The organism is Candidatus Poriferisodalis sp., assembly GCF_965219595.1.
Classification (GTDB): domain Bacteria; phylum Actinomycetota; class Acidimicrobiia; order Acidimicrobiales; family Poriferisodalaceae; genus Poriferisodalis.
Genome location: NZ_OZ244781.1, coordinates 147,955 through 171,206, shown reverse-complemented (window position 1 = coordinate 171,206; position 23,252 = coordinate 147,955). Strand labels below are relative to the sequence as shown.

Here is a 23,252-nt window from a genome sequence, read left to right as displayed (position 1 = left end):
CGGGGGCGGCGTTAGGCTGAGGTTGTGACTGACATCGCCGAGCCAACCGTCGGAATCGACCTCGGCAAATACAAGCTGGGGTGGAGCGACGAGGAGGACTACGTCTTCAAGCCGCGCAAGGGCTTGGACGAAGAGATCATCCGCGAGATGTCGAGTCTCAAGAACGAGCCGCAGTGGATGCTCGACTTCCGCCTGCGGGCCTACAAGACCTTCCTGCGCAAGCCCATGCCCAACTGGGGCGGCGACATGTCGGAGATCTACTTCGACGACATCTACTACTACATCAAGCCCACCGAGGGCCAGGTCGACGCCTGGGAAGAGCTGCCCGACTCGGTCAAGGACACCTACGAGAAGCTGGGCATCCCCGAGGCCGAGCGCAAGTACCTCGCCGGGGTCACCGCCCAGTACGAGTCGGAAGTGGTGTACCACCGCAACCGGGAAGACCTCGAAGCCCAGGGCGTGCTGTTCAGCGACATGGACTCCGCCGTCAAGGAGTACCCCGACATCGTGCAGCGCTACTTCGGCACGATCATTCCCCCGGGCGACAACAAGTTCGCTGCACTCAACTCGGCCGTGTGGTCGGGCGGGTCGTTCATCTACGTGCCGCCCGGCGTCGAGGTCGAGATGCCGCTGCAGGCCTACTTCCGCATCAACGCCGAGAACATGGGCCAGTTCGAGCGGACGCTGATCATCGCCGACGAAGGTGCCACGGTGCACTACATCGAGGGCTGCTCGGCACCGGTGTACACCACCGACTCGCTGCACTCGGCCGTGGTCGAGCTGGTGGCGCTGCCCGGCGGGCGCATCACCTACACCACCATCCAGAACTGGTCGAACAACGTGTTCAACCTGGTCACCAAGCGGGCCGCCGCCTACGACGAGGCCCACGTGGAATGGATCGACGGCAACATCGGCTCCCGGCTCACCATGAAGTACCCGGCCGTGTACCTGATGGGGCCCAAGGCCTCGGGCGAGGTGCTGTCGGTGGCGTATGCCGGCAACGGCCAGCACCAGGATGCCGGGGCCAAGATGGTGCACGCAGCGCCCGAGACCACCTCGAAGATCGTGTCGAAGTCGATCTCGAAGGACGGCGGGCGCACCACCTACCGCGGCCTCGTGCGGGTGGAAGACGGCATGAGCGGCTGCCGCAGCCACGTGCAGTGCGATGCGCTGCTGCTCGACCAGGACAGCCGCTCGGACACCTACCCGTACCAGGAGATCGGTTCACGTGACGCCGAGATCGGCCACGAGGCCACGGTGTCGAAGGTGGCCGACGAGCAGCTCTTCTACCTGATGAGCCGCGGCCTGTCGGCCGAGCAGGCCATGGGCATGGTGGTGAACGGATTCATCGAGCCCGTGACGCGCACGCTGCCGATGGAGTACGCCGTGGAATGGAGCCGGCTGATCGAGCTTCAGATGGAGGGATCGATCGGCTGATGCGCAGTCCAAAAGACTTCTTCGCCCCGCTGGCGCTCGGGGCGCCTGCTCCGCTGCGCGAGATCCCCTTCCGGCCGTCTCGCATGATCCACTTCTTCGACCCGTCGAATGAGCGGATGCGGGCCAAGGTGCCCGACATCGCCCCCACGGTGGACGTGCTGCTCGGCAACCTCGAAGACGCCGTGTCGGCCGACAGCAAGGACGCCGCCCGGGCCGGGCTGATCGAGGTGGGCAAGGCGTGGGAGCGCGGTCACACGCAGCTGTGGACTCGGGTGAACAGCCTCGACTCGCCATGGTTCCTCGACGATGTCTGGGCGCTGTGCCACGAGATCGGCGACAAGCTCGACGTGATCATGGTGCCTAAGGTGGAAGGCCCCGAAGACATTCACTACGTGGACCGGCTGCTGGCTCAGCTTGAAGCCCGGGTGGGCATCGAGCAGCCGCTGCTGGTGCACGCAATCCTCGAGACCGCCCGCGGCGTGGCCAACGTGGAGTCGATCTGCCTGGCCAGCCCCCGCATGCAGGGCCTGTCGCTGGGACCGGCCGACCTGGCGGCCGACCGCCGCATGAAGACCACCCGGGTGGGCGGCGGGCACCCCGGCTACCTGGTGCGCACCGACCCGGTGCCCGAGAGCGACGGCGACGCGGGCAACGATGCTCGCACTGCCTTCCAGCAGGATCTGTGGCACTACACGCTGGCCCGCATGGTGGACGCCTGCGGCACCGCAGGGATCCTGCCCTACTACGGGCCGTTCGGCGACATCGCCGACCCCATCGGCTGCGAGGACCAGTTCCGCAACGCCTACCTGCTGGGCTGCGTGGGCGCGTGGAGCCTGCATCCCAGCCAGATCGCCATCGCCAAGCGGGTCTTCAGCCCCGAGCCCGCCGAGGTGGCGTGGGCGCAGCGGGTGGTGACCGAGATGGGCGACGGCACCGGCGCCGTGATGATCGACGGCAAGATGCAGGACGATGCCACGGTGAAGCAGTGCCGGGTGGTGCTGCAGCTCGCTCGTGACCTGTCGGCGGCCGACCCTGAGCTGGCCGCCGCCTACGGGCTCGAGACTGCCTGAGAGAGTCTGGACTCCATATGAGCGCTGCCGCCGCCAGCCCCCGCCCGCGCCGATCGGTGCTCTACATGCCGGCGGCCAACGCCCGGGCGCTGGAGAAGGCCAAGACCATCGGCGCCGACGCGCTCATCTTCGATCTCGAGGATGCGGTCGCGCCCGATGCCAAGGAAGCCGCCCGCGAGGGCGCGTGCGCCGCCGCATCGTCAGGCGAGTACGGCTACCGCGAGCTGACCATCCGCTGCAACGGTCTCGACACCCCGTGGGGTCGCGACGACATCAGGGCCGCGGGTGCAGCAGCTCCCTCGGCCGTCGTCATTCCCAAGGTGTCGAGCGCCGCACATCTCGCTGCCGTGTCCGACCTGCTCGACACCGCGGGCGCCCCCGATTCGGTGCGCATCTGGGCAATGATCGAGACACCGGCGGGCATTGCCCATGCCCGCGAGATCGCCGGCTTCGAGCGAACCGAAGCGGTAGTCATGGGCACCAACGACATGGCCAAGGAACTGCACGCCACCATCACGCCCGACCGGGCTGCTCTGGTGCCGCACCTCGCAACCTGCTTGGTGGCTGCCCGGGAGGCCGGCGTCACCGCCCTCGACGGCGTCTACAACGACATCCGCGATGCCGACGGATTCGCGGCTGTGTGCCGCCAAGGCGCCGACCTGGGCTTCGACGGCAAGACGCTCATCCACCCCAGCCAGGTCGATCCCGCCAACGAGGCCTTCTCGCCGAGCCTCGACGAGCTCGACTTCCACCGCCAGGTGATCGAGGCATTCGAGGCGGCGGTGGCAGATGGCCGTGGAGTGGTGACCGTAGACGGCAAGATGGTCGAGAATCTTCATGTTGACGAGGCTCGGCGGGCCATAGCGCTGGCCGAGGCGATTTCGCAGCGCTGAAGGAGGCGACTGCCATGCCGATGCGGACCAACTGTCGCCACTACGAGAGCCGGTCCTACCCCAACGGCGACACCGTGCGGAAGTGCAACCTCGACTTGGCCCCCGAGGCCCCGTGGCGCTGCCCCGAGGACTGTCCGTCGTATTCGCCCCGACGGCTTGACGCCGGCTGGCAGCACGGCTCGCTGGGTGTACGCAACTTCGCCACCGAGCCCGAGAGCATCGGCGTGGATGAGTCCATCGGCGACCTCCTCGACGCTGCCGAGGACATCCTGAACGAGGCCGGTCCGCGCATCCTCGAAGAGGTTGCAGCGGAGCAGTCCCGGCGCAAGGGCATCCGCATCAGGTCCAAGAATCGCAAGGCTGCCCGCAAGGCAAAGCGTGTGAAGCGTCGTTCGGACCGCGACGATCGCAAGGACGGCGAGGTTTGATCACGGCTCGGAGCGGGCCGCTCCGGCCCGCTAGGCCCTGACGGGCGCGCCGGTAGCCTCCGCAGCGTGTTCAGCCCCGACCTCGTCGACGCGCTCGACGGCTCCGACGCGTTGGCCAAGCGGCGTCGCGCCGCAGCAGATCGGGCGGTTGCGGCGGGCCAGCCGTCATTCACCGAAGAGGTGTGGCGCTACACCCCGATCGACGATCTCGACCCGGCGCGGTATGCCTTCGCAGCGCCCGGGGGAGCGGCGGGGCCGGCGGGCCTGATGAGCGGTGTCGACGACGGCGCCGCAGCGGTCGTTCACATCGCCAACGGTGCAGTCCTCGACGTGTCGGTGCGAGCCGACTGTGTCCGCGTCGACACGCTCGGCAGCGGAGCCGACGACTTGATCGGCACGGTGGCGCCCGAGGGGCCGGATGTCTTCGGCGACTGGAACCTCGCACTCGCCTCGGCTCCGGTGGTGGTCAGCATCGATCCGAAGGCGGTGCTGACCGATCCCATCGTGGTGCACGTCCACACCGACGTCGACGGGCTGGCATGGTTCCCTCGACTCGTCGTGATGGCTGGCCGCACCAGCCAGGCCACCGTGATCGAGCACCACACCGGCGGGAACACGCCCGCGCTCATCTGCCCGCTCACCGAGCTGAGCGTGGGCGACGGCGCACATCTCGGCCACGTCACCGTGCAGGAACTGGGCGAGGCCGCCTGGCAGATCGCCAACCTCTGCGCAGACGCGGGCCGCGATGCCAACCTGAGGATCGGTCATGTGGCGATGGGCGGCGACTACGCCCGGGCCCGCATCGGCATCGACATGACCGGCCGCGGCGGCCACAGCGAGATCGACGCCGTGTACTTCGGCCGTGGCACCTCCACGCTCGACTTCCGCACGTTCCAGACCCACGTCGCACCGCACACCACATCTGACCTGCTGTTCAAGGGGGCGGTCGACGACTACGCCCGGGCCGTCTACACCGGGCTGATCCGCATCGAGGCCGACGCCTCGAACGTCCAGGCCGATCAGACCAACCGGAACCTGAAGCTGTCGCCGAACGCATGGGCCGAGTCGGTGCCGAACCTCGAGATCGAGAACAGCGACGTGCAGTGCAGTCACGCCTCGTCGATCGGCCCGGTCGACGCCGACCAGCGCTTCTACCTCGAGAGCCGGGGCGTGCCGACTGACGTTGCCGAGGCGCTCGTGGTGCGCGGGTTCTTCGACGAAGTCCTCGATGCGCTGCCGTCTGAGCAGATCTCGGCATCGGTGCGCCAGCGCATCGACGAGCTGGTGTCAGACGCCGACTTCACGGCGGCGCTGTGACGAGTTCGACCGCCACGGAGGCGGTGCAATGAGTTCGACCGCCATGGAGGCGGTGCGATGAGCACAGCTGACGATGCCCGCACTGTCGTGCTGTGCCAGCACGACGACGTGCCCGACGGCGAGGCCCGACGCTTCGACGTCGAGGGTCACCGCATCGCGCTCGCACGCATCGGCGACGACTTCTACGCCATCGGCGACCAGTGCAGTCACCAGAACTACTCGCTGGCCGACGGCTGGGTGTGGCCCGATGAGTGCGCGCTGGAATGCCCCCAGCACTCGTCGAGCTTCGACCTGCGAACGGGCCGTCCGAACTGCTTCCCCGCCACCCAGCCGGTCCCGGTGTACGAGATTCGCACTGGCGACGACGGCGTGGCGGTGGTGCTGCCATGAGCGCTCCGACCGCCGAGGCCGCGCACACGCTTCGTATCGAGGGACTGCACGCATCGGCGGGCGACACCGAGATCCTCCAGGGCGTGGATCTCGAAGTGTCCTCCGGGCGAGTTCACGCAGTCATGGGGCCCAACGGCTCCGGCAAGAGCACGCTGGCGCACGTTGTCATGGGCCGCCCGGGCTACGAGGTCACTGCCGGATCGGTCACCCTCGACGGCGTCGACGTGCTGAGCCTGGCGCCGTGGGAGCGGGCGCAGGCCGGGCTGTTCCTGGCCATGCAGCATCCGACCGAGGTGCCGGGCGTCTCGGCCGCCCAAGCACTGGCCGAGGCGCTTGCGCTGCGGGCCGGCGATGACGGCCCGAGCGATGACCAGCTTGAGCGCACCCGCAGCCTGCTCGAAGCCGAGGCGGCCGCTGTCGGGCTGAAGGCTGAGCTGGTGGCGCGGCCGCTGAATGTCGACATGTCGGGCGGCGAGAAGAAGCGCAACGAGACCGTCCAGCTCGCCGTGCTGCAGCCCCGCATCGCCATCCTCGACGAGATCGACAGCGGCCTCGACATCGACGCGTTGCGCGCCTGCGCCAACCGCATCGAAGCGCTCACCGAGGCGGGCCTGGGCGTGCTGGCCATCACGCACTTCACCCGCGTGCTGGAGTACCTCCGGCCCGACGAGGTCCACGTGATCGTGGACGGCCGCATCGTCGACTCAGGCGGTCCCGAGCTTGCCGAGGCACTCGAAGCCGACGGCTACACGCCCTACCTGCCCGAAGAGCCCGATGCCGGCGTGGCAGTGTCCATCGGAGGGCTCGGCAGCCCTCTCTCCGGTGGGGTCGGATCGACCCCTGCCGACGATCCTTTCGCCGATCCCTGGGCAGACCCGCTCGACGAGTTGGGCTGAGCGCAGCTGAGCATCGCTTGGCGCCTGCCCTCGACGCCCGCGCATATTGACCTTTCGATGTACGCGCCGGTTGGTGTTGACTGGGCAAGGGGAAACCTGGGGAGGGTCATCCGATGGCACGAGAGCTGTTGACGCAGGACGAACTGAGCGAACTCGCCGCCGAGCTCGGAACCTGGGAGGTGTCGGGGAGCGAGCTGCGCCGCACCTTCCGCTTCGGGAACTTCGTGGAGGCATTCGGCTTCATGGCCGCTGCCGCCTTGGTGGCCGAGAAGATGGACCACCATCCCAACTGGTCGAACGTGTACAGCACGGTGGAGGTGGCGTTGAACACCCATGACCGCGGCGGCGTGACCGAACTGGACGCCGAGCTCGCGCGTGCCATGGACGGCCTAGCGGGCGCCGCGGGCTGACCGCCTCCCGATGCGACTGCCACGCCTGAAGCGGCGCGCCAAGCCGGAGCGCCCCGAGCGTGCTGCGCCCGCGCCCGTCGTGGAGGGCACGGTCGAGTCGAAACCGGGCGTGCGCCGGATGCTGCACCAGCTCTTCGAGTTCTGGGTGCGGCTGCGACCTGCGAGAGTCACGCTCGGTGTGCGCGGTCTGGTCGTGGACCACAAGGGCCGTGTCTGCTTGGTGCGGCACACCTACCGGGACGGCTGGTTCCTGCCCGGCGGCGGCGTCAAGACCCGCGAGGCGCTGGTGGAGGCGGTGGCGCGGGAGCTGCGCGAGGAAACCGGTGTCGTGGTCGCCGAGACGCCCCAGAACGTGCTCGGCGTGTACTCCTCACGCCACGGCAACCGCAGCGACCACATCGTCGTATTCGTGGTGACCGACTGGCGTGTCGAGGAGTCGGTTTCCCCGGAGATCGCCGAGGTGGCCTTCTTCCCCCCCGGCGAACTCCCCCCAGGCACCACACCGGGCACCTCACGCCGCATCTCCGAATGGATGACCGGCGTCCCCCCCGGCCACCGCTGGTAGCCCGAGGAAGCTCGACTTGCCCGGTACGGGGCGTCGCTGCAAAAACTTGGTAATACAGTGCTCTTCACCAAGTAAAATACTGCCATGAGCGCCGTGCAGCAGTACAAGGTGTCGTCGTCGGGGCAGATGTCGCTGCCCGCTGGGGTGCGTCACCGCTGGCAACTGGACGATGGCGGTCAGGTCGACGTCTTGGATCTGGGATTCTGCGTGCTGACTGTGCCTGCAGGTCAGGCCCGGCGGCTCCTCGGTGATCTGCTGAGTCACGAGCAGCACGCGGAGTTCGTCCGTTCCCTTGACGACGATCCTGATCTCGCCACCACATGAGCCGAGTCATTCTGGACGATCATCTCTTACGCGACCTGCTCGCAGACGAGGCAGATCCGGCGCTCAGCCAGACGCTCGCCGACAACTCGCCGGCAACCACCAATCTCTATCTGGTGCGACTGTGTCGCTCGGTTGTCCGATCAAGCGGCGGGGCGCTCACGGGTGCATGGCCGCGGGCTGCCCAACGCGCTCTCGGCGATCGCCTTGTCATCCTCGATGAGGATGTCCAGATCGTGCCGATGCGATCGATCGCCTTTCGCATGGCCGAATTGGCTGCGACATTCGGGCTCTCCAGCCTCGGCGCGGAAGCTGTGGCGGCGGCAGAATTCCTCGCCGCGCCGCTCTGCGTGTGGTCCGGCGATCACGGGCCGCGTATCGGCGCTGCGATGGCCGGCATCGGCGCGGACTATCGATTGCTCGACAAGCAGGCGCCGGAACGTGGATAGTCCAAGCTGACGGGTGCTTGGATCGGCCACCGCAGTCGTGGCGGGAGCGGCCCCAGTGACGGCATCTGCGGTTGCGGCGTCTGCACTCGTTGCAGGTGTCGCTGCGAGCGCACCCGTCTCAAGACTCGACGCGCAGGATCTGCTCGTCTTCGAATGGCGGCGGGATCAGGTCTTCGTACATCGCCGGATCAGGCTTGAAGACGCCCACTGCTCCGTCGGCACGCCGGTACAGCACCCCCGTGCCGGTCTGGTACGCCACCAGATGAGCCTGCTTGGCCGCGAGCTGCATTGCGTGGGTGACGAGTTCCACCCAATCCTCATCGCTGCTCGCGCCGTTGTCGCTGGACCGCAGGCCGTTGCGGACCGGTTCAGCACCGCGGGGCGGTGTTGATGCCATGAAGCGAGGCTAGAGGCGGGGCGTGGCGCATGGCGCTGGGTCTCTCCTCAAGACTGACCGTTCAGCCCCTAGTCGTATCCGGGCGGCGGCGCGAGCAGTTTCCGCCAGTTCGTGAGATCCCCGTCGGCTGTCCAGTACGCGAAATCGCTACAGCCGTCAAATGAGTGAAGTGCTTCACGAATGATGGCGCTGCCGGAATCGGTGGACTCGGCAGAGCACACCCAAATGGGGACCTCCCATCGTGGTTCTCCTGGTTGATGGCCGACATAGTGCGTGGGAACGTCGACGACTTCCCACGTCAAGCCGTCCGAGGAGTAGTGCACCGGCGGCGCATATTCGGGCCACCGGTACCGCCCAGGTGGCACGACGTTCGATATGGCGACGAATCCCGTATCTAGAACTTCGATGCTGCAGCAATGCCCGCGGTTGTCTGGCAGTTGAGCGCGGGCGGGTTCCTCGCCCCAAGTCGCCGTCAAGATGTACCCGGATGTCTGATCGATGTTGGGATACCCGACGTACGTCGGGAAGTCGGTCCCGTGCAATTGGATGTTGTACGCGTACTCGGAGAACAACTCAGAAAACTGCTCCGAGGTCACACCGATCTGCGACCACAGGACAGAGCACTTGAACGGCGCAAGCTCGCCGTCCGCGTCGTAGTACTCACCGCCGAGTGCGATTCCAGGGAGTTGTTGCGGCCCGCGTCCGTATTCGTAGATGTCGTAGACGTCGATCACCTGGCGAGCGACATCTCCTGGAATGAGCTGGCTCGGATCCAGAAACGGCGTGACGGTTACCGGAATGAACCAGCGTTCGGAGGTGACGACGATGTCGCCGACGCTCGAGTGTGTGCGGAGCAATGGGTGCATGGCTCCCGTAGGACTCAGCTCGACGCTGTGCATGGCGGCTGTGCCCCCATCGTCAGTGTGGACGACTAACAGTTCCTGTGGATCACCGGGATGTCGGGGTAAGCGCAACGCGGCGATCTTGTGCCGATCAGTACTGGCAGGTGCAGGATCCGGCACTCCGGCGCGAGACCCCCAGACGAGTTCCTCTCCCGAGCCGACGGGAAAGTCGACTTCGTTGCAGGAAGGCACCTCGGCCTGATCATCGGTATCGCTATCGACGGCGTCAGCCACTGACACGGGCGGGGTGGAGGGCCATCGTGACGCTGCCCTGCGTAACCAATCGGGAGGTGGCGAGGTCCCAAGCTCCACTTGGACAGGGGCAGTCGAGCCAGGTGCCACCGTCGTCGCTTCCGTGCTGGCGGAAGGGCTGGTTAGGGATGATTGCGGGCCTTGAGCGGTGTCTGCCAACGTGGAGTCTTCAGCACTGGGCTGGCACGCAGCGATCAACACCGCGGCAGACCAAAGCAGGTGCCGTGCAGCTGGCGACAGTCTCCGAGGCGTTCGACCGAAGGCGCAGCGTTCATCGCAGCTGGTGAAGGTGGTGTCGGCCACGTCTCTAGCCAGTCCGATCTGCTCGAAACTTGCTGCGACCTCCGTGGCCCCAGCAGACGGCCCGCTTGTCGGCGGTGAGAGCGCAGGTGTGATCTTGGCCCGCAGTGACCTCGAGGTAGCGCCCCGGGGGTGCATCGAGCTGGCCCATGTCGTTGAAACCCCAGCAGCGAAGTTCTCCCTCGGTTGTGATCGCGCAGGTGTGGCGTTCGTTCGTGGCAATGCGCGAGTACGTGCCCTCGGGGATGTCCATCTGGCCGTAGTCGTTGCGGCCCCAACACACAGCAGCGCCGCCGTCTCGGATGCCGCAGGCATGCCACCAGCCCGCCGCGATGGAGGTGTAGGTGCCAGGCGGGGGGTCGGTGCGTCCGTGCCGGCTGTCGCCCCAGCACGCGGCGTGACCGTCGATCCCGATGGCGCAGGTGAACCTCCGTCCGGTGGCGACAGCCGAGTATCGACCCGGAGGGTTGTCGGTCTGGCCGTGCTCGTCGAAGCCCCAGCACCGGAGCTCATCCTGTGTCGTGATGGCGCAGGTGTGGTGTTCGTTGGTGGCAACAGTGATGTAGCTACCCGATGGGACGTCGAACCGACCGGCGTAGCTGAGTCCCCAGCAACGGAGTTCGGCCTTCTTGTTGATTGCGCAGTGATGATCCCACGAGGCGCTGATTGATGTGAATTCCGAGGAACCGGCATCCGAGCTGTCCCACTCTGCTGAGCCCCAACAGCGCACCATGCCGCCTACGGTCAATCCGCACGTGCGCCCGCGGCCTGCAGAAACTGCAGTGAATGAGTCAGCGGGCGGGTTCTCGGCGACGGTGTACGCGTAGCCCCAGCAGACGAGGCGGTGGTCCACTCTGATCGCGCATGCATTCTGGGGGCCCACGGAGACAGACTCGTACTCGCCAGAGCGTGTATGAGCGCCGCCGTATTGACGCCAGCATGCGAGTTCCCGTTCAGACGTCACCGCGCACGCATGCCCCTCGACGGCAGACACGTCGATGAACGTCGTCTCGCTGCCATCGGCCTGCTTGAGTTCTTGCTCGACGGAGAAGGGCCAGCATGTGAGGTGCCCCTCATGCGAGAGCGCACAACCGTGCTGAGCATCTCCTTCGATGGACTCGTAGGTTCCGCCGCGCAGCCGCTGCGGCGTAGGTGGTTCATCGGACCACGTGCTCCAGCAGTCCACCTGGTTGTCTTGAGTGAGAGCGCAGGTGCTCGCCGAGCCCACGGCGACGTCCTGGTGCGGCTTTAGGGCACGGACGGTGTACGTCGACATGCTCTTCGAGGACGACTCCATCGCGCCGTCCCAGCACCTCACATGGCTGGTGGCCTTGACGGCGCATGCGCGGTCCTCGCCGACATCGATCGCGACAAAAGGGTTGATGCCGTCGTTGAAGAGGATGGGCGGTGGACGATGAAAGCTGTAGCGCCCCCAGCACGTGAGGCCGCCTGCTGTATCGATGGCGCATGAGTGGCGTCGGCCCGCCGAGACAGCGGTGTAGGTACCCGACGGTGCCTCCGTCCGCCGGTCGGTCCGATCGCCCCAGCACTCGATCTCGCCCGTGACGGTGATGGCGCACGCATGGGAAGTACCGACGCTGACGGCGATGTAGCCGGTCGACGGCGCATCGGTCGGCAGATGTTGAGCGTCGCCTGCTTCGGTACCTGCCGCGCTGTCATGTGCTGCGACAGTGCCGGTGGTCGGCGCTGAGGCGTTCTCGTCGGCTACTGCGACCGCATCGGGCGATGAGGTCCCGGGGGCCGTTGCAGCCGATGGGACGTCGCCGACGCCGGTTTCAGCGGCGGGCGATTCAGTCGATGAAGAGGTGCATGCGGCGAGTGCCACGGCGGCTGCGAGCGCCAGAGCCAGCAGCTTGTGGCTGTACCGCCGCTGATTGCGGGCGCTCGGTGCTGTGCAGCGAGCGCATGATGCCATGAAGCGAGGCTAGAGGCGGGGGGTGCGAGGGGGGTGGCCCATGAGGATGCGGCCGTAGGCCTCCAGAGCTGGGTCGAGCGCTGTGATGGCGTGCATGTTGATGGCCTGCAGGTCGGCTTGTAGGCGGCCGATGCGGTTGGAATCGCGCACGCCGCGACCGCCGGTGGCCAGGTAGAGCGTCTGGACGGCTTCGAGGCAGCGGCGGACGGCGTATGCGCAGTCGAGCCGGACCCTCGCCCGCAGCGCGAGCTCCAGGGCCTCATCGTTGCGTGCGGTGTCGATCAGCAGCTCGGCGGTGCGCCGCATCAGCAGTTCGCCTTGGTCGACGAGTGCGTGGGCTTCGGCGAACTGGCGGTGCGTCAGCGGCCAGTCGGTCTGCGGCACGTCGACGTGGCTGATGATCTTGCCTTCAACTTCTTCGGCGAATGCGGACAGTGACGCCCGAGCGGCGCCCAGAGCTGGCGGCACCAGCGCGTATGCCAGCGTCGGCATGAGCGAGCTGCGCTGGATCCAGCCGCGATTGCGGGCCATGCCCGGCGTCTGGCCTGACGCCAGCACATCGCCGCGAATGAAGCGGTGCTCGGGTACAAATGCGTCCTTCACCACGATGCTGCTGCTGCCGGTGGCCCGCAACCCGCTGGAGTGCCAGTCGTCGAGTGCCGAGACATCGTCGGCGGGAAGCACGAACATGCCCGAGACCAGTCCGTCGCCATCTGGTGATGGGAAGTGGCCGCCCAGGATCACCCAGCCGGCGTGATCGATGCCCGAGCCGAACGTCCAGAAACCGCTCAGCGTCCAGCCGCCGTCGACGGGCACAGCGTCGCCCCGGTCGACCAGCACGCCGGCCACGTAGATGTCGCGCCCGTCGCCATAGATCTCTTCTTGGCACGCATCAGGCCAATGGCCCACCAGCCAGGCGTGCGCGTTGCCGACGCATGAGTGCCACGCGGTTGACGGGCAGCCCTCCGCCAGCGCCGCATTCACTTCGAGGTAGGTGATCCAGTCGAGCTCCTGGCCGCCGTTGGCGCTCGGTTGGCCGATCGTCAGCAGCTCCGCGCCGCGCAACTCGTCGATGACATCGGCTTCGACCCGGCGAGCCCAGGGGTCGGCCGCTGCCCGGGCAGCCAGTTTCGGCGCGAGCTGCCGTGCTCGCTCGACGAGTTCGCCGCGTCGCTCGGCCTCCTCAGACACAGTCCCCATAGAAGCAGGCTCCGCAGATTCGGCGCAGGACTAGCGGCGCGACCCGGCGAGCCGATGCGTTTGAGCCCTCAACTTGCACCGACCGTCTCGTCGAGGCCGGTGGCGAGCGCGTTCCAGCCGAGGGTGGCGCACTTGATGCGCACGGGGAACTTCACCACGCCCCGCAAGGCCTCCAGATCGCCCAGCCGCAGAGCGCCGTCTGTCGAGCCGTCTGACTCACCAGCTCCGTCGAGCGCTTCGGTCCCGTCGCCGCCGATCGACTCCTCGTGAATCGACATCATGGCCTTGAAGGACCGAGTCAGGTCGCGGATCTCATCGATGGTCTTGCCGATCACCGCAGCCGACATCATCGACGCGGATGCCTGGCTGATGGAGCAGCCGTAGCCGCCGACACGAAGATCGGTCACCACATCGCCGTCCATCTCGAAGGTCAGCACCACCTCGTCCCCGCACAGCGGGTTGAAGCCCTCGCTGCGATGCGCCGGCGGGCATTCCAGCTCGCCGCGATTGCGCGGGTTCCGGTAGTGATCGAGGATGATCTCCCGGTACAGGTCTTCGAGCCCAGCCATCGGATCCTGCTTCGTCCCGGTCCGTCGCCTCTAGTGGCCGAACAGTGCGCCGACCTCGTCAAGCGCATCGGCCAGCGAATCTATGTCGGAAGTGTCGTTGTACACGTACAGCGAGGCCCGTGTGGTGGCAGAGACGCCGAGGCATCGCATGAGCGGCTTGGCGCAGTGGTGGCCGGCGCGCACGCACACGCCGCTCTGGTCGAGCACTTGGGAGATGTCGTGCGGGTGCACGTCGCGGTACACGAACGACAGCACGCCACCGCGCTGCGCCGGCTCCGAAGGCCCGTGCACGGTGATGTCGTCGCCGTGGCGGTCGGTCAGCGTCCGCAGGGCGTAGCCGGTGAGGCTGACCTCGTGGGCTCGCACGGCATCCATGCCCAGCCCCTCGAGGTATCTCACCGCGGCCCCGAGGCCCACGATCTCGGCGATGGGCGGGGTGCCCGCCTCGAACTTGTGCGGCACCGTGTTGGGCCGGAAGCCTTCCTTGGTGACGTCGAGGATCATCTCGCCGCCGCCCAGGAACGGCGGCATGGCGTCGAGCAGCTCCATGCGAGCCCACAGCACGCCCACACCGGTCGGCCCGCACATCTTGTGCCCGGTGAACACCATGAAGTCGGCGCCCAGTTCCCCCACATCAGTGGGCAGGTGCGGCACGTACTGGCTGGCGTCCACGCTGAGCAGCGCACCGGCGTCGTGAGCCGCGGCGGCGAGGCGGGGGATCGGGTTGAGCGTGCCGAGCACGTTGCTCATGGCGGTCACCGACAGCAGCTTCGCCCCGTCGAGCAGGCGGTCGAGGTCGGTGAGGTCCAAGCAGCCGTCGTGGGTGATGGGAATCCAGCGGATCTCGAAGCCCCGCTCGGCGGCCAGGATGTGCCACGGCACGATGTTGGCGTGGTGCTCCATCTCGGTGAGCACGATCGCATCGGCCGGACCGAGGTTCGAGCCGCCCCACGAGCGGGCCACCAGGTTCATGGCCTCGGTGGCGTTCTTGGTGAACACGATCTCGTCCGCGCTCGGGGCCGAGATGAACCGGGCAACGTCGGCCCGTGCCTGTTCCATCTGCTCTGTCGCGGCCGCGGCGATCTCGTACGCGCCGCGATGGACGTTGGCATTGACGGTGCGGTAGTAGTCGTCCATGGCGTCGAGCACCGCCATCGGCTTCTGCGACGACGCCGCAGAGTCGAGATAGACGATCGGACGGCCGTGGACGCTGCGCTCGAGCAGCGGGAACTGCGCCTTCACTGCCCCGTCGATCTCGGGGCTGACCCGGGCGCTCACGCCGCCGCCTTCTGCTCGAAGGGCTCGTAGCCGTCTCGTTCCAGCTCGGCGGCGAGCTCCGGGCCGCCCGAGGCCACGATCTGCCCGTCGACCAGCACGTGGACGTAGTCGGGTTCGATCTCGCCCAGCAGGCGTTCGTAGTGCGTGATGAGCACCACGCCCATGTGCGGCCGCTCGGCGCGGACCTGCTGCAGTCCGGTGGCCACCACCCGCAGCGCGTCGATGTCGAGGCCCGAATCTGTCTCGTCGAGCACGGCTACGTCAGGTTCGAGCAGGGCAAGCTGCAGGATCTCATTGCGCTTGCGCTCGCCGCCGCTGAAGCCCTCGTTGAGGTAGCGGTCCATGAACGACTCGTCCATGCCCAGCCGCGACATCCACTCGCCCATGGCGACGTAGATCTCGATGGCCGACACGTCTTCGCCCCGCCGTGCCGAGACCGCTTGGCGCAGGAAATTGCGCACCGACACGCCTGGGATGTGCTGCGGGTACTGGAACGCCAGGAACAGCCCGGCCTTCGAGCGGGCATCGGGATCCCACTCGGCCACGTCGTCGCCCCGGTAGCGGATCTCCCCGCCGGTCACCTCGTACTCCGGCGAGCCCAGGATCGTGGTGGCCAGGGTCGATTTGCCCGACCCGTTGGGGCCCATGATGGCGTGGCACTCGCCCGCGTTGACCACCAGATCCACGCCGCGCAGGATCTGCGGGCCGTCGACGGCCCGCACCCCCAAGTCGTCGATCTCGAAGAGCGGTGTACCGGATGCGGCGTCCGGCCCTGTGTTGGCCAATGCCATCAACCGCAGTGTATGGCTGGCCCCAAATGCCCCAACCGGCGCCGGACCCCTCCCGGTCAGCCCGTAGGCCCCGCCCTTAGCCCCAGAGGCTGTCGACCACGTCGAGCCACAGCTGGGTGGTAAGCGCTAGCGACTCGATGTCGATGCGCTCGTCGTTCCCATGGAACCGGGCGCCGAAGTCGGCGCCGTCGAGCTCGGGGCTGAACAGGCCGGCGCCGTATGCGACTGCCCCCATGTCGCGATACACCCGGGAGTCGGTGAACCCGATGATGAGCTGGGGCGTCAGCCGGGCAGTCGGGAAGCGGCGCCCTACCGCCACCTCCAGCGCGTCCCACAGCGGCGTCTCGACCCGGCTCAGCGATGCCGGGTCGTTCATGATGATCTCCACCTCGACCTGGTCGGCGAGATCACCGAGCGCCTCGTCGAGATGCGCCTGCACCTCCGCAGCGCCCTCGCCGGGCAGCGTCCGCACGTCCACCTCGATGTCGACGTGATCAGGGATGACGTTCGTCTTCATGGCGGTGGGCGCCCCGAGGACATTCGGTGAGAACGATGTGTGGGTGCACGAGTACAGGTGAGCGGCCGCCGACGCGCTCGGATGGGCGTCGAGCCAATCCTCGATGAGGTTCTCGTCGAGCATGATGGCCTTGGTTTCGTCGTCGACGCCGAGCGTGTCGACCTGCTCGCGCCACAGCTCGTGGAACTTCGGCGGTGGCCGGTACTCCGAGATCCGGTGCACTACTGCGGCGGCCTTCACCAGCGCGTTGTCCTGCCGGAACGGACGTGAGCCGTGGCCGGGCACGCCTCGCACTCGCAGTCGCCGCCACGCCACGCCCTTCTCGCCGATGTTCATGCCGATGAACGGGGCGTCGGGCGACCCCGAGTGCAGGCCGCCGTTCTCGGTCAGCACGTAGTCGGCCCCGATGACATCCCAGTGGTTCTCGGCCATCCAGCGAGCGCCATAAGCAGAGCCGGCTTCCTCGTCGGCACAGGCGAAATAGATGAGGTCGCCCTTGGGCCGGTAGCCGGTCAGGGCCAGGTGCCGCATCGCCACCGCCATCGAGGACGTGAGGTTGAGCATGTCGACGGCGCCGCGGCCCCAGACTTCGCCGTCGATGAGCTCCCCGCCGAAGGGGTCGCGGCTCCAGCCGTCACGATTCACCGGCACCACGTCGGTGTGGCCCATGAGGCACAGGGTGGGAGCGTTCGGGTCGCTGCCTTCGATGCGGGTCACCAGCGATCGCCGGCCAGGCGCCGCGTCGAACACCTCGAGATCCAGTCCGGCGCCTTCGAGGTAGGCCTGGATGGTGTCGGAGTTGCGGACTTCGCCGCCGGATTCGGCCGTGCCGTAGTTGACGCACTCGTTGCGGATCAGCGTTTGCAGCAGCTCGACGGTCTGACCGGTGCGACGGTTCTCGTCGCTGGTCCCAGCAGTGAATGACTGGCTCATGGCCTGAAACTTACGCGGCGGCGGGCGTGCGACTGTGGTCGAATGACCCGATGAACTCGGGCTCTGGGAATGATGCGGGCGTCTGCGGGCTGCCTGCCACACAGATGGCGGCCATGCTGGCCGACGGAGAGATCTCGGCGCGAGAGCTGCTGGCGGCACATCTCGAGCGCATCGAGCAGGTCAACCCTGCCCTCAACGCCATTGTCACGTTCACGCCTGAGCTGGCGGCCGAACGTGCGGCCGCTGCCGACGACGCGCGGACCCGAGGCGAGTCGCTGGGACTGCTGCACGGGCTGCCCGTGGCCCACAAAGACCTGGCGCTGACCGCCGGCGTGCGCACCACCATGGGCTCGCCGCTGTTCGCCGAGTTCGTCCCCGACATCGATGCGCTGGTGGTGGAGCGTCAGCGAGAGGCTGGCGCTGTGATGGTGGGCAAGACCAACACGCCCGAGTTCGGCGCCGGCTCGCACACGTTCAACCCGGTGTTCGGCATCACCCGCAACCCCTACGACGTCAGCAAGACCTGCGGCGGCTCCAGCGGGGGCGCAGCAGTGGCGCTGGCCGCCCGGATGCTGCCGCTGTGCGACGGGTCAGACCTGGGCGGCTCGCTGCGCAACCCGGCGGCGTTCTGCAACATCGTGGGCTTCCGGCCCTCGCCTGGACGGGTGCCGTCGACCACGGCGATGGATGCCTGGTTTCCGCTGGCCGTCGAGGGCCCGATGGGGCGGACGGTCGGCGACGTGGCGTTCTTCCTGCGGGCGCTCGCCGGCCCCGATGACCGTTCGCCGGTGTCGAATCAAGAGTTGCCGGAAGTCTTCGCCGGCTCGCTGGACCGCGACCTGCACGGCGTACGCGTGGCATGGTCGCCTGACGCCGGCGGTCTCCCGGTTGACCCGGCGGTCCGGGCCGCGACGTCGAACGTGCCCGATGTGCTCGCCGACCTGGGCTGTGAGGTCGTCGAAGCCTGGCCCGACCTGTCCGACGCCCCGCAGATCTTCCAGGCTCGCCGAGCTTGGTTGTTTGCCGTCGGCTTCGGCCCGCTTCTCGAACAGCACCGGGACCAGTTCAAGGAAACGCTCGCCTGGAACATCCAGAAGGGTTTCGAGATGTCGATCCACGAGTACACCGACGTCGCCCGACGGCACACCCAGCTCTTCGCCCGCATGAACGAATTCATGTCGCCCAGCGGCGGCTTCGATTTCTTGGCGTGTCCCACCACCCAGGTGCCGCCGTTCGACGTCGAGGTCGAGTACCCCACTGAGATCGACGGCGTCGAGTTCGAGACCTACATCGACTGGATGCGCTCATGCAGCGACATCACCGTCACCACGCATCCCGCCATCTCGGTGCCGGCCGGATTCACCCCCGACGGGCTGCCGGTAGGCCTGCAGCTCGTCGGCCGCCACCGCGCCGACCGCTCGGTGCTCGAGCTGGCCCACGCGTGGGAGTCGGCCACCCGCCACATCGACGTCCTGCCACAGCTTCCCGGCTAGCGAGCAAGTTGCCTTAAATTCCCGGGTCTCCAGCGCAGGCCGCTCGGTAGCCTGCCGCCGGTGTCCGAATCGAATTCCTTAGCGCCGGTAACGGCGATCGAAGCCCACGGGCTGGTGCGTGAGTTCGGGGCCAAGCGGGCGGTGGACGGCGTGGACTTGCTCGTTCATCAGGGCGAGATCTTCGGTTTCCTGGGTCCGAACGGCGCGGGCAAGAGCACGACGGTGCGCATGCTGTGCACGCTGCTGGCTCCGACGGCGGGCTCAGCACGTGTTGCCGGCTACGACGTGGCCAAGAACCCCGGCGAGGTCCGCGTCCGCATCGGTGTGGCTATGCAGGAGGCGGCCCTCGACGAGAAGCAGACCGGCCGCGAGATCCTCGACCTGCAGGCCCGCCTGTACGGGCTGCGCCCGGCCGACCGGGCCTCGTCCATCTCCCAGGCCATCGACCTCGCGGATATCGGCGATGCCATCGACGACCGTGTCAGCACCTACAGCGGCGGCATGAAGCGACGCCTCGACCTGGCGGCGTCGCTGATCCATGCACCAGAGGTGATCTTCCTGGACGAGCCCACCACCGGCCTCGACCCCGTGAGCCGTGCGCAGGTCTGGGAGGAGGTGCGACGTCTCAACAGTGAGCTGGGCGTCACGGTGTTCCTCACTACCCAGTACCTGGAGGAAGCCGATGCGCTGGCGGATCGGATCGCGATCCTGGCCGACGGCCGGATCGTGGAGCAGGGAACGCCGGTCGAGCTGAAGCGGGGTGTCGGCGCCGACGTCATCGTGGTGGATCTCGAGCCCAGCGACATCAGCCGGGCAGCCGAAGTGGCGTCGTCAGTGCCGGGCGCAGACGGCGTGACGGCGGGCCGGCTCGGCGTCACCATCGCGACATCCGACGGTGCCGGGCTCATCGGCGCGGCCGCCGTGGCGTTGGCGAACGCCGACGTGCATCCCACCGCGCTGACGGTACGCACGCCCACGCTCGACGACGTATTCCTGCAGGCCACCGGCTACCGCATGGCCGTTGCCGAAGAAGCGGCTGCAGACGAAGCGACGAAGGGCACGCTATGACCGACACCACGGCCCCTGCGCTGACGGGCGGCGGACTCACCCGACGGGTCGGCTTTGTGACCGACATCGCCACCATCGCCCGGCGGGCGGTTCGCAGCGTGCTGCGCGAACCCGAGTTCGTAGGACCGGCGCTCATCATCCCGGTCTTCTTCTTCGTAGTGAACGTCGGTGCGCTCGAGCCGTTCGTGGAAGCGGGTGCAGCGGCCGGCGCAGGGGCTGGCCCGATGTCGGGCGGCGTGGCCGACTACCGGGCGTTCCAGCTGCCAGTGGCGATCATCTTCGCCGTGACCGGCATCTCACGCGCCAGCGTGCTGGTGATCGACATCCAGTCCGGCTATCTCGACCGCATGCTGGTGACGCCGATTCGACGGTCCACCCTGCTGCTCGGCCTCATGGTGGCCGACATCGTGATGGCGCTGGGGCTGGCGCTGTTCGTGATCGTGATGGGGCTGGCCTTCGGCGTGTGGTTCGAGACCGGAGTCTTGGGACTGGCCGTGTTCTTGCTGCTGTCGATTGCGTGGAGCCTTGCGTTCACCGGCTTCCCGTACACCGTGGCGCTGCGCACCGGGAACCCTGCTGCGGTGAACTCCGCGTTCCTGATCTTCTTCCCGTTTGCGTTCCTGACGCCGGCGTTCCTGCCCCGGGAGCTGATGTCGGGCTGGATGCGCGCTGTTGCAGCCTGGAACCCGGTCACCTACCTGCTCGAAGGCATGCGCACGATCCTGTCGACGGGCTGGGACGGCGTTGCGCTCGCCAAGGGCGCGGCGGCAATCCTCGGCCTCGCCGTGGTGACGTTCTTCATGGCGTTCAGGTCGCTGGCGCGTCGAGTTGCTACGGGCTGAGCCCAGATCTCAGGCAGGCGCTACCAGCGGCGGTCGATCCACTCCTGCAGGTGGGGCGTCTCGTTGCCGATCGTGGTGTCGAGGCCGTGGCCGGGCAGCACCATCGTGTCCGCGGGGAACGCCGAGAACATCCGGTCCTCGATGCTGCGGATGATCTGGTCGAAGTCGCCGCCGCCGCTGGTGGCGCCGGGCCCTCCCGGGAACAGCGTGTCGCCGGTGAACAGCAGCGGCGTGCCCTCCACGTGAAAGCTCATGGAGCCGGCGGTGTGACCGGGATTGTGGATGGTGCGGATCCGCAGGCGGCCCACTTCGATCACTGAGTCGTCTTCGAGGATGTAGTCGTAGCTGGGCAGCATCGTCGCGTCCTCGGCGGTGATGCCCACCTCGATGCCGGCATCGCGCACCGCAGGCACGGCCTGGATGTGGTCCCAGTGGCCGTGGGTTTCCACCACCGTGACGACGCCGAGCTTCTGGCACACCTCCAGCAGCCGTTCGTGCTCGTTCGAAGCGTCGATCAGCATCGCCTCGCCGGTTTCGGTGCAACGGATGGTGAAGACGTTGTTGTCGAAGTCGTCGGGAAAGCCGTGGGGCAGGTTGCCCTCGAGCGGGCGCACGACGTGCTTGTGGACTTCGATACCGGTGGCGGACCAGTGCAGAGCCATGGCCGCATCCTAAGACGCAGCTACTGCTGCTCAGGCGGCGTCTACCCGCACGGCGACGCGGTGCCAGCCCTCGGCGCCGTCGGGGCGGACGTCCTTGGGACCTTCGGGCTGGGTCATGCCGGTGCCGTCGATCGCCCGCACCTGCAGTGAGTGCGTGCCAGCGGTGGGCGTCCAGGGCAGGTGCCACTGCACCCAGCTCTCATCGCCCAGCGCCTCGCCCAGATCGCACTGCTGCCAGGGCCCGTCGTCGACGCGAACCTCGACGGCGCTGATGCCCCGCGTCGGCGCCCAGGCAATGCCGGCAATGGCCGTTTCTGTGCCCGCGACGGGGCGGTCGCCGCTGCCGGGCACATCGATCCGGCTCTGCGTCTTCATCGGGCCGCGCTTGGACCATCCCCGCGGCACCCAGTAGCCGTCGAAGGCATCCCACGTGGTGAGGTGGATTTCTTCGATCCACTTCACCGCCGACACATAGCCATAGAGTCCTGCCACGATCAGGCGGGCAGGAAAGCCGTGGCGGGTGGGCAGCGGCTCGCCGTTCATGCCGACGGCGAGCAATGCGTTGCGGCCGTCGTACAGCAGCGGGGTGGGAAAGCCGGCGGTCCAGTCGTCGACCGAGCGGCCCACCACCTGATCGGCACCCGCCTGCACACCGGCTCGCTCCAGCAGGTCCACCAGCGGCACACCGGTCCAGACGGCGTTGCCGACGAGGCTGCCGCCGACTCGATTCGACACGCACGACAGCGTGACCACGTGCTCTTGGAGGTCCATCGCCAGGATCTCGTCGAAGGTCAGCTCATAGGGATTGTCGACCATGCCGGTGAAGCTGAGCTTCCAGTTGGCGGGGTCGACCTGCGGCACCGTCAGCGCCGTGTCGATCCGGTAGAAGTCGCTGTTGGGGGTGACGTAGCTGGAGATGCCGACGACCTCGTCGAGCGTGTCGAGCGCGGCGACCTGGGTGGCGACCGAGGGTCCTGCCGCCGTGGTGGCGGTGGGCTGGGCAGCGGTCGCCGTGCCCGCGGCAGCGGTTGTCGACGGAGGCCTCGCCGCACTCAAGTCGATGCCAGCGCGGGCCGTCTCAGCCGCTGAGGGACCGCGCACGCCCCGACCCAGCGCGACGAGACCGACGGCGGCCACACCGGCGCCGCCGATGCCGAGCAGGAAGGCCCTGCGACTGGCGTCGGGGGCTGCCTCGGGCATCGCCGTGCCAGCAGGCTCAGGGGGCGCGTCATCGTCTCCCGGTACCGCACCGCGGGCCGGAGCGACTCGCAACAGCAGCCGTAGCGTGAGGTAACCGAGTGCGGCAGCAGCCAACGCGACCACCCAGGAGCCCACGAACGGGCTCATCGGGTTGCGCGCAGCAGTCCAGCCGCCGATTACGCCGAACGCAGCGAATCCAGCGAAGGGTACCCACCGGCGCCGTGGCGCCATGGCGCAGGCGCCCAGCAGTCCGCCGATGATCAGCGACACTCCGACGATGCCGATCGCCAGCACGGCCTTGTCCTTCTCGCCGAACAGCTCGATGCTCAGCTTCACTGCCCAGTCGGGCGAGTAGTCCACCAGTGCCTCGCCGACGGCCACCACGAGCGACGGGATCGTGTCCACCAATCCGTCGATGAACTCGCCGAACGCCAGCGCGACCGCGGCACCGGCAACGCCGGCCAGCAATCCGGCAACCGAGCCGGGCCGGCGGATGAGCCGGCCGATGCCCCGGCCGCCCGGCGCCTCGGAACCGGAGGGCGCATCGGCCGCGGCCTCGTGGGAACTGTCGCTCATGTCTGCCCGTTTCGCTGGAGGAGGCCGGCTCAGCCTCCGGGTCGAGTTGGACGGGCACCGGTCGGGGGGCCGAACCGGCGTACCCCGCTGGGGGGCGCCCGTCACGAAAGCTAACGCTCGACGTGTGCCGGAGGTTCCACCGTTGGTGCCGGAGTTGATG

The 23,252-nt window shown here is 67.7% G+C and carries 24 protein-coding genes; 14 read left to right on the top strand and 10 right to left on the bottom strand.

The window, feature by feature from the left end:
• Window positions 1-24: 24 nt before the first annotated feature.
• The 11 genes from sufB to ACOQPE_RS00640 all read left to right on the top strand — a co-directional run bounded on the left by sufB (window position 25) and on the right by ACOQPE_RS00640 (window position 8,176).
• On the top strand, window positions 25-1,437 hold the full coding sequence (gene sufB / locus ACOQPE_RS00690; RefSeq protein ID WP_419916277.1) for a Fe-S cluster assembly protein SufB: 1,413 nt from the start codon (window positions 25-27) through the stop codon (window positions 1,435-1,437).
• Window positions 1,437-2,507 carry an HpcH/HpaI aldolase/citrate lyase family protein gene (locus ACOQPE_RS00685; RefSeq protein ID WP_420610033.1) on the top strand — a complete coding sequence of 357 codons (1,071 nt, stop codon included), beginning with the start codon at window positions 1,437-1,439 and terminating at the stop codon, window positions 2,505-2,507. Before sufB ends, ACOQPE_RS00685 begins: the two co-directional genes overlap by 1 nt.
• Window positions 2,508-2,524: 17 nt before the next feature.
• The gene (locus ACOQPE_RS00680) at window positions 2,525-3,400 is read left to right on the top strand and encodes an HpcH/HpaI aldolase/citrate lyase family protein (protein WP_420610032.1); all 876 of its coding nucleotides are present in this window, start codon (window positions 2,525-2,527) and stop codon (window positions 3,398-3,400) included.
• A 14-nt stretch (window positions 3,401-3,414) separates the two neighbouring features.
• Window positions 3,415-3,828, top strand: coding sequence for a hypothetical protein (locus ACOQPE_RS00675; protein WP_420610031.1), 414 nt, complete (start codon window positions 3,415-3,417; stop codon window positions 3,826-3,828).
• A gap of 66 nt (window positions 3,829-3,894) precedes the next feature.
• Window positions 3,895-5,145: a Fe-S cluster assembly protein SufD gene (gene sufD / locus ACOQPE_RS00670; RefSeq protein WP_420610030.1), complete on the top strand. Its 1,251-nt coding sequence runs from the start codon at window positions 3,895-3,897 to the stop codon at window positions 5,143-5,145.
• Between the two features lie 57 nt (window positions 5,146-5,202).
• Window positions 5,203-5,535, top strand: a complete 333-nt coding sequence (locus ACOQPE_RS00665; protein WP_420610029.1) for a non-heme iron oxygenase ferredoxin subunit — start codon at window positions 5,203-5,205, stop codon at window positions 5,533-5,535.
• A complete protein-coding gene (gene sufC, locus ACOQPE_RS00660) occupies window positions 5,532-6,431 on the top strand; it encodes a Fe-S cluster assembly ATPase SufC (RefSeq protein ID WP_420610028.1) in 900 nt (299 codons plus the stop codon). Before ACOQPE_RS00665 ends, sufC (ACOQPE_RS00660) begins: the two co-directional genes overlap by 4 nt.
• Window positions 6,432-6,544: 113 nt before the next feature.
• On the top strand, window positions 6,545-6,841 hold the full coding sequence (locus tag ACOQPE_RS00655; protein WP_420610027.1) for a 4a-hydroxytetrahydrobiopterin dehydratase: 297 nt from the start codon (window positions 6,545-6,547) through the stop codon (window positions 6,839-6,841).
• Between the two features lie 10 nt (window positions 6,842-6,851).
• A complete protein-coding gene (locus tag ACOQPE_RS00650) occupies window positions 6,852-7,406 on the top strand; it encodes an NUDIX domain-containing protein (protein ID WP_419855743.1) in 555 nt (184 codons plus the stop codon).
• Window positions 7,407-7,490: 84 nt separating this feature from the next.
• Window positions 7,491-7,730 carry a hypothetical protein gene (locus tag ACOQPE_RS00645; RefSeq protein ID WP_419855745.1) on the top strand — a complete coding sequence of 80 codons (240 nt, stop codon included), beginning with the start codon at window positions 7,491-7,493 and terminating at the stop codon, window positions 7,728-7,730.
• Window positions 7,727-8,176 carry a hypothetical protein gene (locus ACOQPE_RS00640; protein WP_420610026.1) on the top strand — a complete coding sequence of 150 codons (450 nt, stop codon included), beginning with the start codon at window positions 7,727-7,729 and terminating at the stop codon, window positions 8,174-8,176. The genes ACOQPE_RS00645 and ACOQPE_RS00640 overlap by 4 nt, the downstream gene beginning before the upstream one ends.
• A gap of 118 nt (window positions 8,177-8,294) precedes the next feature.
• Here the strand turns inward: ACOQPE_RS00640 and ACOQPE_RS00635 are convergent, their stop codons facing one another.
• The 8 genes from ACOQPE_RS00635 to ACOQPE_RS00600 form a co-directional block, all read right to left on the bottom strand.
• Window positions 8,295-8,573, bottom strand: a complete 279-nt coding sequence (locus tag ACOQPE_RS00635; RefSeq protein WP_420610025.1) for a hypothetical protein — start codon at window positions 8,571-8,573, stop codon at window positions 8,295-8,297.
• A 68-nt stretch (window positions 8,574-8,641) separates the two neighbouring features.
• Window positions 8,642-9,709, bottom strand: coding sequence for a hypothetical protein (locus ACOQPE_RS00630; RefSeq protein WP_420610024.1), 1,068 nt, complete (start codon window positions 9,707-9,709; stop codon window positions 8,642-8,644).
• A 325-nt stretch (window positions 9,710-10,034) separates the two neighbouring features.
• Window positions 10,035-11,963 (bottom strand): hypothetical protein, encoded by a 1,929-nt coding sequence (locus ACOQPE_RS00625; RefSeq protein WP_420610023.1) that lies wholly within the window; start codon window positions 11,961-11,963, stop codon window positions 10,035-10,037.
• 9 nt (window positions 11,964-11,972) lie between these two features.
• Window positions 11,973-13,163: an acyl-CoA dehydrogenase family protein gene (locus ACOQPE_RS00620; protein ID WP_420610022.1), complete on the bottom strand. Its 1,191-nt coding sequence runs from the start codon at window positions 13,161-13,163 to the stop codon at window positions 11,973-11,975.
• A gap of 68 nt (window positions 13,164-13,231) precedes the next feature.
• Complete coding sequence (sufU, locus tag ACOQPE_RS00615) at window positions 13,232-13,732, bottom strand: Fe-S cluster assembly sulfur transfer protein SufU (protein WP_420610021.1); 501 nt, start codon at window positions 13,730-13,732, stop codon at window positions 13,232-13,234.
• Between the two features lie 30 nt (window positions 13,733-13,762).
• Entirely contained in the window at window positions 13,763-15,010 is a 1,248-nt protein-coding gene (locus ACOQPE_RS00610) for a SufS family cysteine desulfurase (RefSeq protein WP_420610020.1), read from the bottom strand.
• Window positions 15,007-15,801, bottom strand: coding sequence for a Fe-S cluster assembly ATPase SufC (gene sufC, locus ACOQPE_RS00605; RefSeq protein ID WP_420610019.1), 795 nt, complete (start codon window positions 15,799-15,801; stop codon window positions 15,007-15,009). Before sufC (ACOQPE_RS00605) ends, ACOQPE_RS00610 begins: the two co-directional genes overlap by 4 nt.
• Before the next feature lie 76 nt (window positions 15,802-15,877).
• Window positions 15,878-17,251: a M20/M25/M40 family metallo-hydrolase gene (locus tag ACOQPE_RS00600; RefSeq protein WP_420610018.1), complete on the bottom strand. Its 1,374-nt coding sequence runs from the start codon at window positions 17,249-17,251 to the stop codon at window positions 15,878-15,880.
• Between the two features lie 50 nt (window positions 17,252-17,301).
• Here ACOQPE_RS00600 and ACOQPE_RS00595 point away from each other — a divergent pair, with 50 nt between their 5' ends.
• From ACOQPE_RS00595 to ACOQPE_RS00585, 3 genes are read left to right on the top strand one after another with little or no spacing between them, the layout of a single operon-like run.
• Window positions 17,302-18,744 carry an amidase gene (locus ACOQPE_RS00595; RefSeq protein WP_420610017.1) on the top strand — a complete coding sequence of 481 codons (1,443 nt, stop codon included), beginning with the start codon at window positions 17,302-17,304 and terminating at the stop codon, window positions 18,742-18,744.
• Between the two features lie 60 nt (window positions 18,745-18,804).
• The gene (locus ACOQPE_RS00590) at window positions 18,805-19,812 is read left to right on the top strand and encodes an ABC transporter ATP-binding protein (RefSeq protein WP_420610016.1); all 1,008 of its coding nucleotides are present in this window, start codon (window positions 18,805-18,807) and stop codon (window positions 19,810-19,812) included.
• Entirely contained in the window at window positions 19,809-20,654 is an 846-nt protein-coding gene (locus ACOQPE_RS00585) for an ABC transporter permease (RefSeq protein ID WP_420610015.1), read from the top strand. The genes ACOQPE_RS00590 and ACOQPE_RS00585 overlap by 4 nt, the downstream gene beginning before the upstream one ends.
• A 20-nt stretch (window positions 20,655-20,674) precedes the next feature.
• Here the strand turns inward: ACOQPE_RS00585 and ACOQPE_RS00580 are convergent, their stop codons facing one another.
• Together ACOQPE_RS00580 and ACOQPE_RS00575 are read right to left on the bottom strand one after the other, a co-directional pair.
• Complete coding sequence (locus tag ACOQPE_RS00580) at window positions 20,675-21,316, bottom strand: MBL fold metallo-hydrolase (RefSeq protein ID WP_420610014.1); 642 nt, start codon at window positions 21,314-21,316, stop codon at window positions 20,675-20,677.
• 30 nt (window positions 21,317-21,346) lie between these two features.
• Complete coding sequence (locus ACOQPE_RS00575) at window positions 21,347-23,092, bottom strand: molybdopterin-dependent oxidoreductase (protein WP_420610013.1); 1,746 nt, start codon at window positions 23,090-23,092, stop codon at window positions 21,347-21,349.
• Window positions 23,093-23,252: the final 160 nt, after the last annotated feature.

What these genes read in the sequence shown, in the direction of transcription:
- ACOQPE_RS00685 (WP_420610033.1), top strand. Translation starts at nt 1,437, where the DNA reads ATGCGCAGTCCAAAAGACTTCTTCGCCCCGCTGGCGCTCGGGGCGCCT.
- ACOQPE_RS00680 (WP_420610032.1), top strand. Translation starts at nt 2,525, where the DNA reads ATGAGCGCTGCCGCCGCCAGCCCCCGCCCGCGCCGATCGGTGCTCTAC.
- ACOQPE_RS00675 (WP_420610031.1), top strand. Translation starts at nt 3,415, where the DNA reads ATGCCGATGCGGACCAACTGTCGCCACTACGAGAGCCGGTCCTACCCC.
- ACOQPE_RS00665 (WP_420610029.1), top strand. Translation starts at nt 5,203, where the DNA reads ATGAGCACAGCTGACGATGCCCGCACTGTCGTGCTGTGCCAGCACGAC.
- sufC (WP_420610028.1), top strand. Translation starts at nt 5,532, where the DNA reads ATGAGCGCTCCGACCGCCGAGGCCGCGCACACGCTTCGTATCGAGGGA.
- ACOQPE_RS00655 (WP_420610027.1), top strand. Translation starts at nt 6,545, where the DNA reads ATGGCACGAGAGCTGTTGACGCAGGACGAACTGAGCGAACTCGCCGCC.
- ACOQPE_RS00650 (WP_419855743.1), top strand. Translation starts at nt 6,852, where the DNA reads ATGCGACTGCCACGCCTGAAGCGGCGCGCCAAGCCGGAGCGCCCCGAG.
- ACOQPE_RS00645 (WP_419855745.1), top strand. Translation starts at nt 7,491, where the DNA reads ATGAGCGCCGTGCAGCAGTACAAGGTGTCGTCGTCGGGGCAGATGTCG.
- ACOQPE_RS00640 (WP_420610026.1), top strand. Translation starts at nt 7,727, where the DNA reads ATGAGCCGAGTCATTCTGGACGATCATCTCTTACGCGACCTGCTCGCA.
- ACOQPE_RS00635 (WP_420610025.1), bottom strand. Translation starts at nt 8,573, where the DNA reads ATGGCATCAACACCGCCCCGCGGTGCTGAACCGGTCCGCAACGGCCTG.
- ACOQPE_RS00625 (WP_420610023.1), bottom strand. Translation starts at nt 11,963, where the DNA reads ATGGCATCATGCGCTCGCTGCACAGCACCGAGCGCCCGCAATCAGCGG.
- ACOQPE_RS00620 (WP_420610022.1), bottom strand. Translation starts at nt 13,163, where the DNA reads ATGGGGACTGTGTCTGAGGAGGCCGAGCGACGCGGCGAACTCGTCGAG.
- sufU (WP_420610021.1), bottom strand. Translation starts at nt 13,732, where the DNA reads ATGGCTGGGCTCGAAGACCTGTACCGGGAGATCATCCTCGATCACTAC.
- sufC (WP_420610019.1), bottom strand. Translation starts at nt 15,801, where the DNA reads ATGGCATTGGCCAACACAGGGCCGGACGCCGCATCCGGTACACCGCTC.
- ACOQPE_RS00600 (WP_420610018.1), bottom strand. Translation starts at nt 17,251, where the DNA reads ATGAGCCAGTCATTCACTGCTGGGACCAGCGACGAGAACCGTCGCACC.
- ACOQPE_RS00595 (WP_420610017.1), top strand. Translation starts at nt 17,302, where the DNA reads ATGAACTCGGGCTCTGGGAATGATGCGGGCGTCTGCGGGCTGCCTGCC.
- ACOQPE_RS00585 (WP_420610015.1), top strand. Translation starts at nt 19,809, where the DNA reads ATGACCGACACCACGGCCCCTGCGCTGACGGGCGGCGGACTCACCCGA.
- ACOQPE_RS00580 (WP_420610014.1), bottom strand. Translation starts at nt 21,316, where the DNA reads ATGGCTCTGCACTGGTCCGCCACCGGTATCGAAGTCCACAAGCACGTC.
- ACOQPE_RS00575 (WP_420610013.1), bottom strand. Translation starts at nt 23,092, where the DNA reads ATGAGCGACAGTTCCCACGAGGCCGCGGCCGATGCGCCCTCCGGTTCC.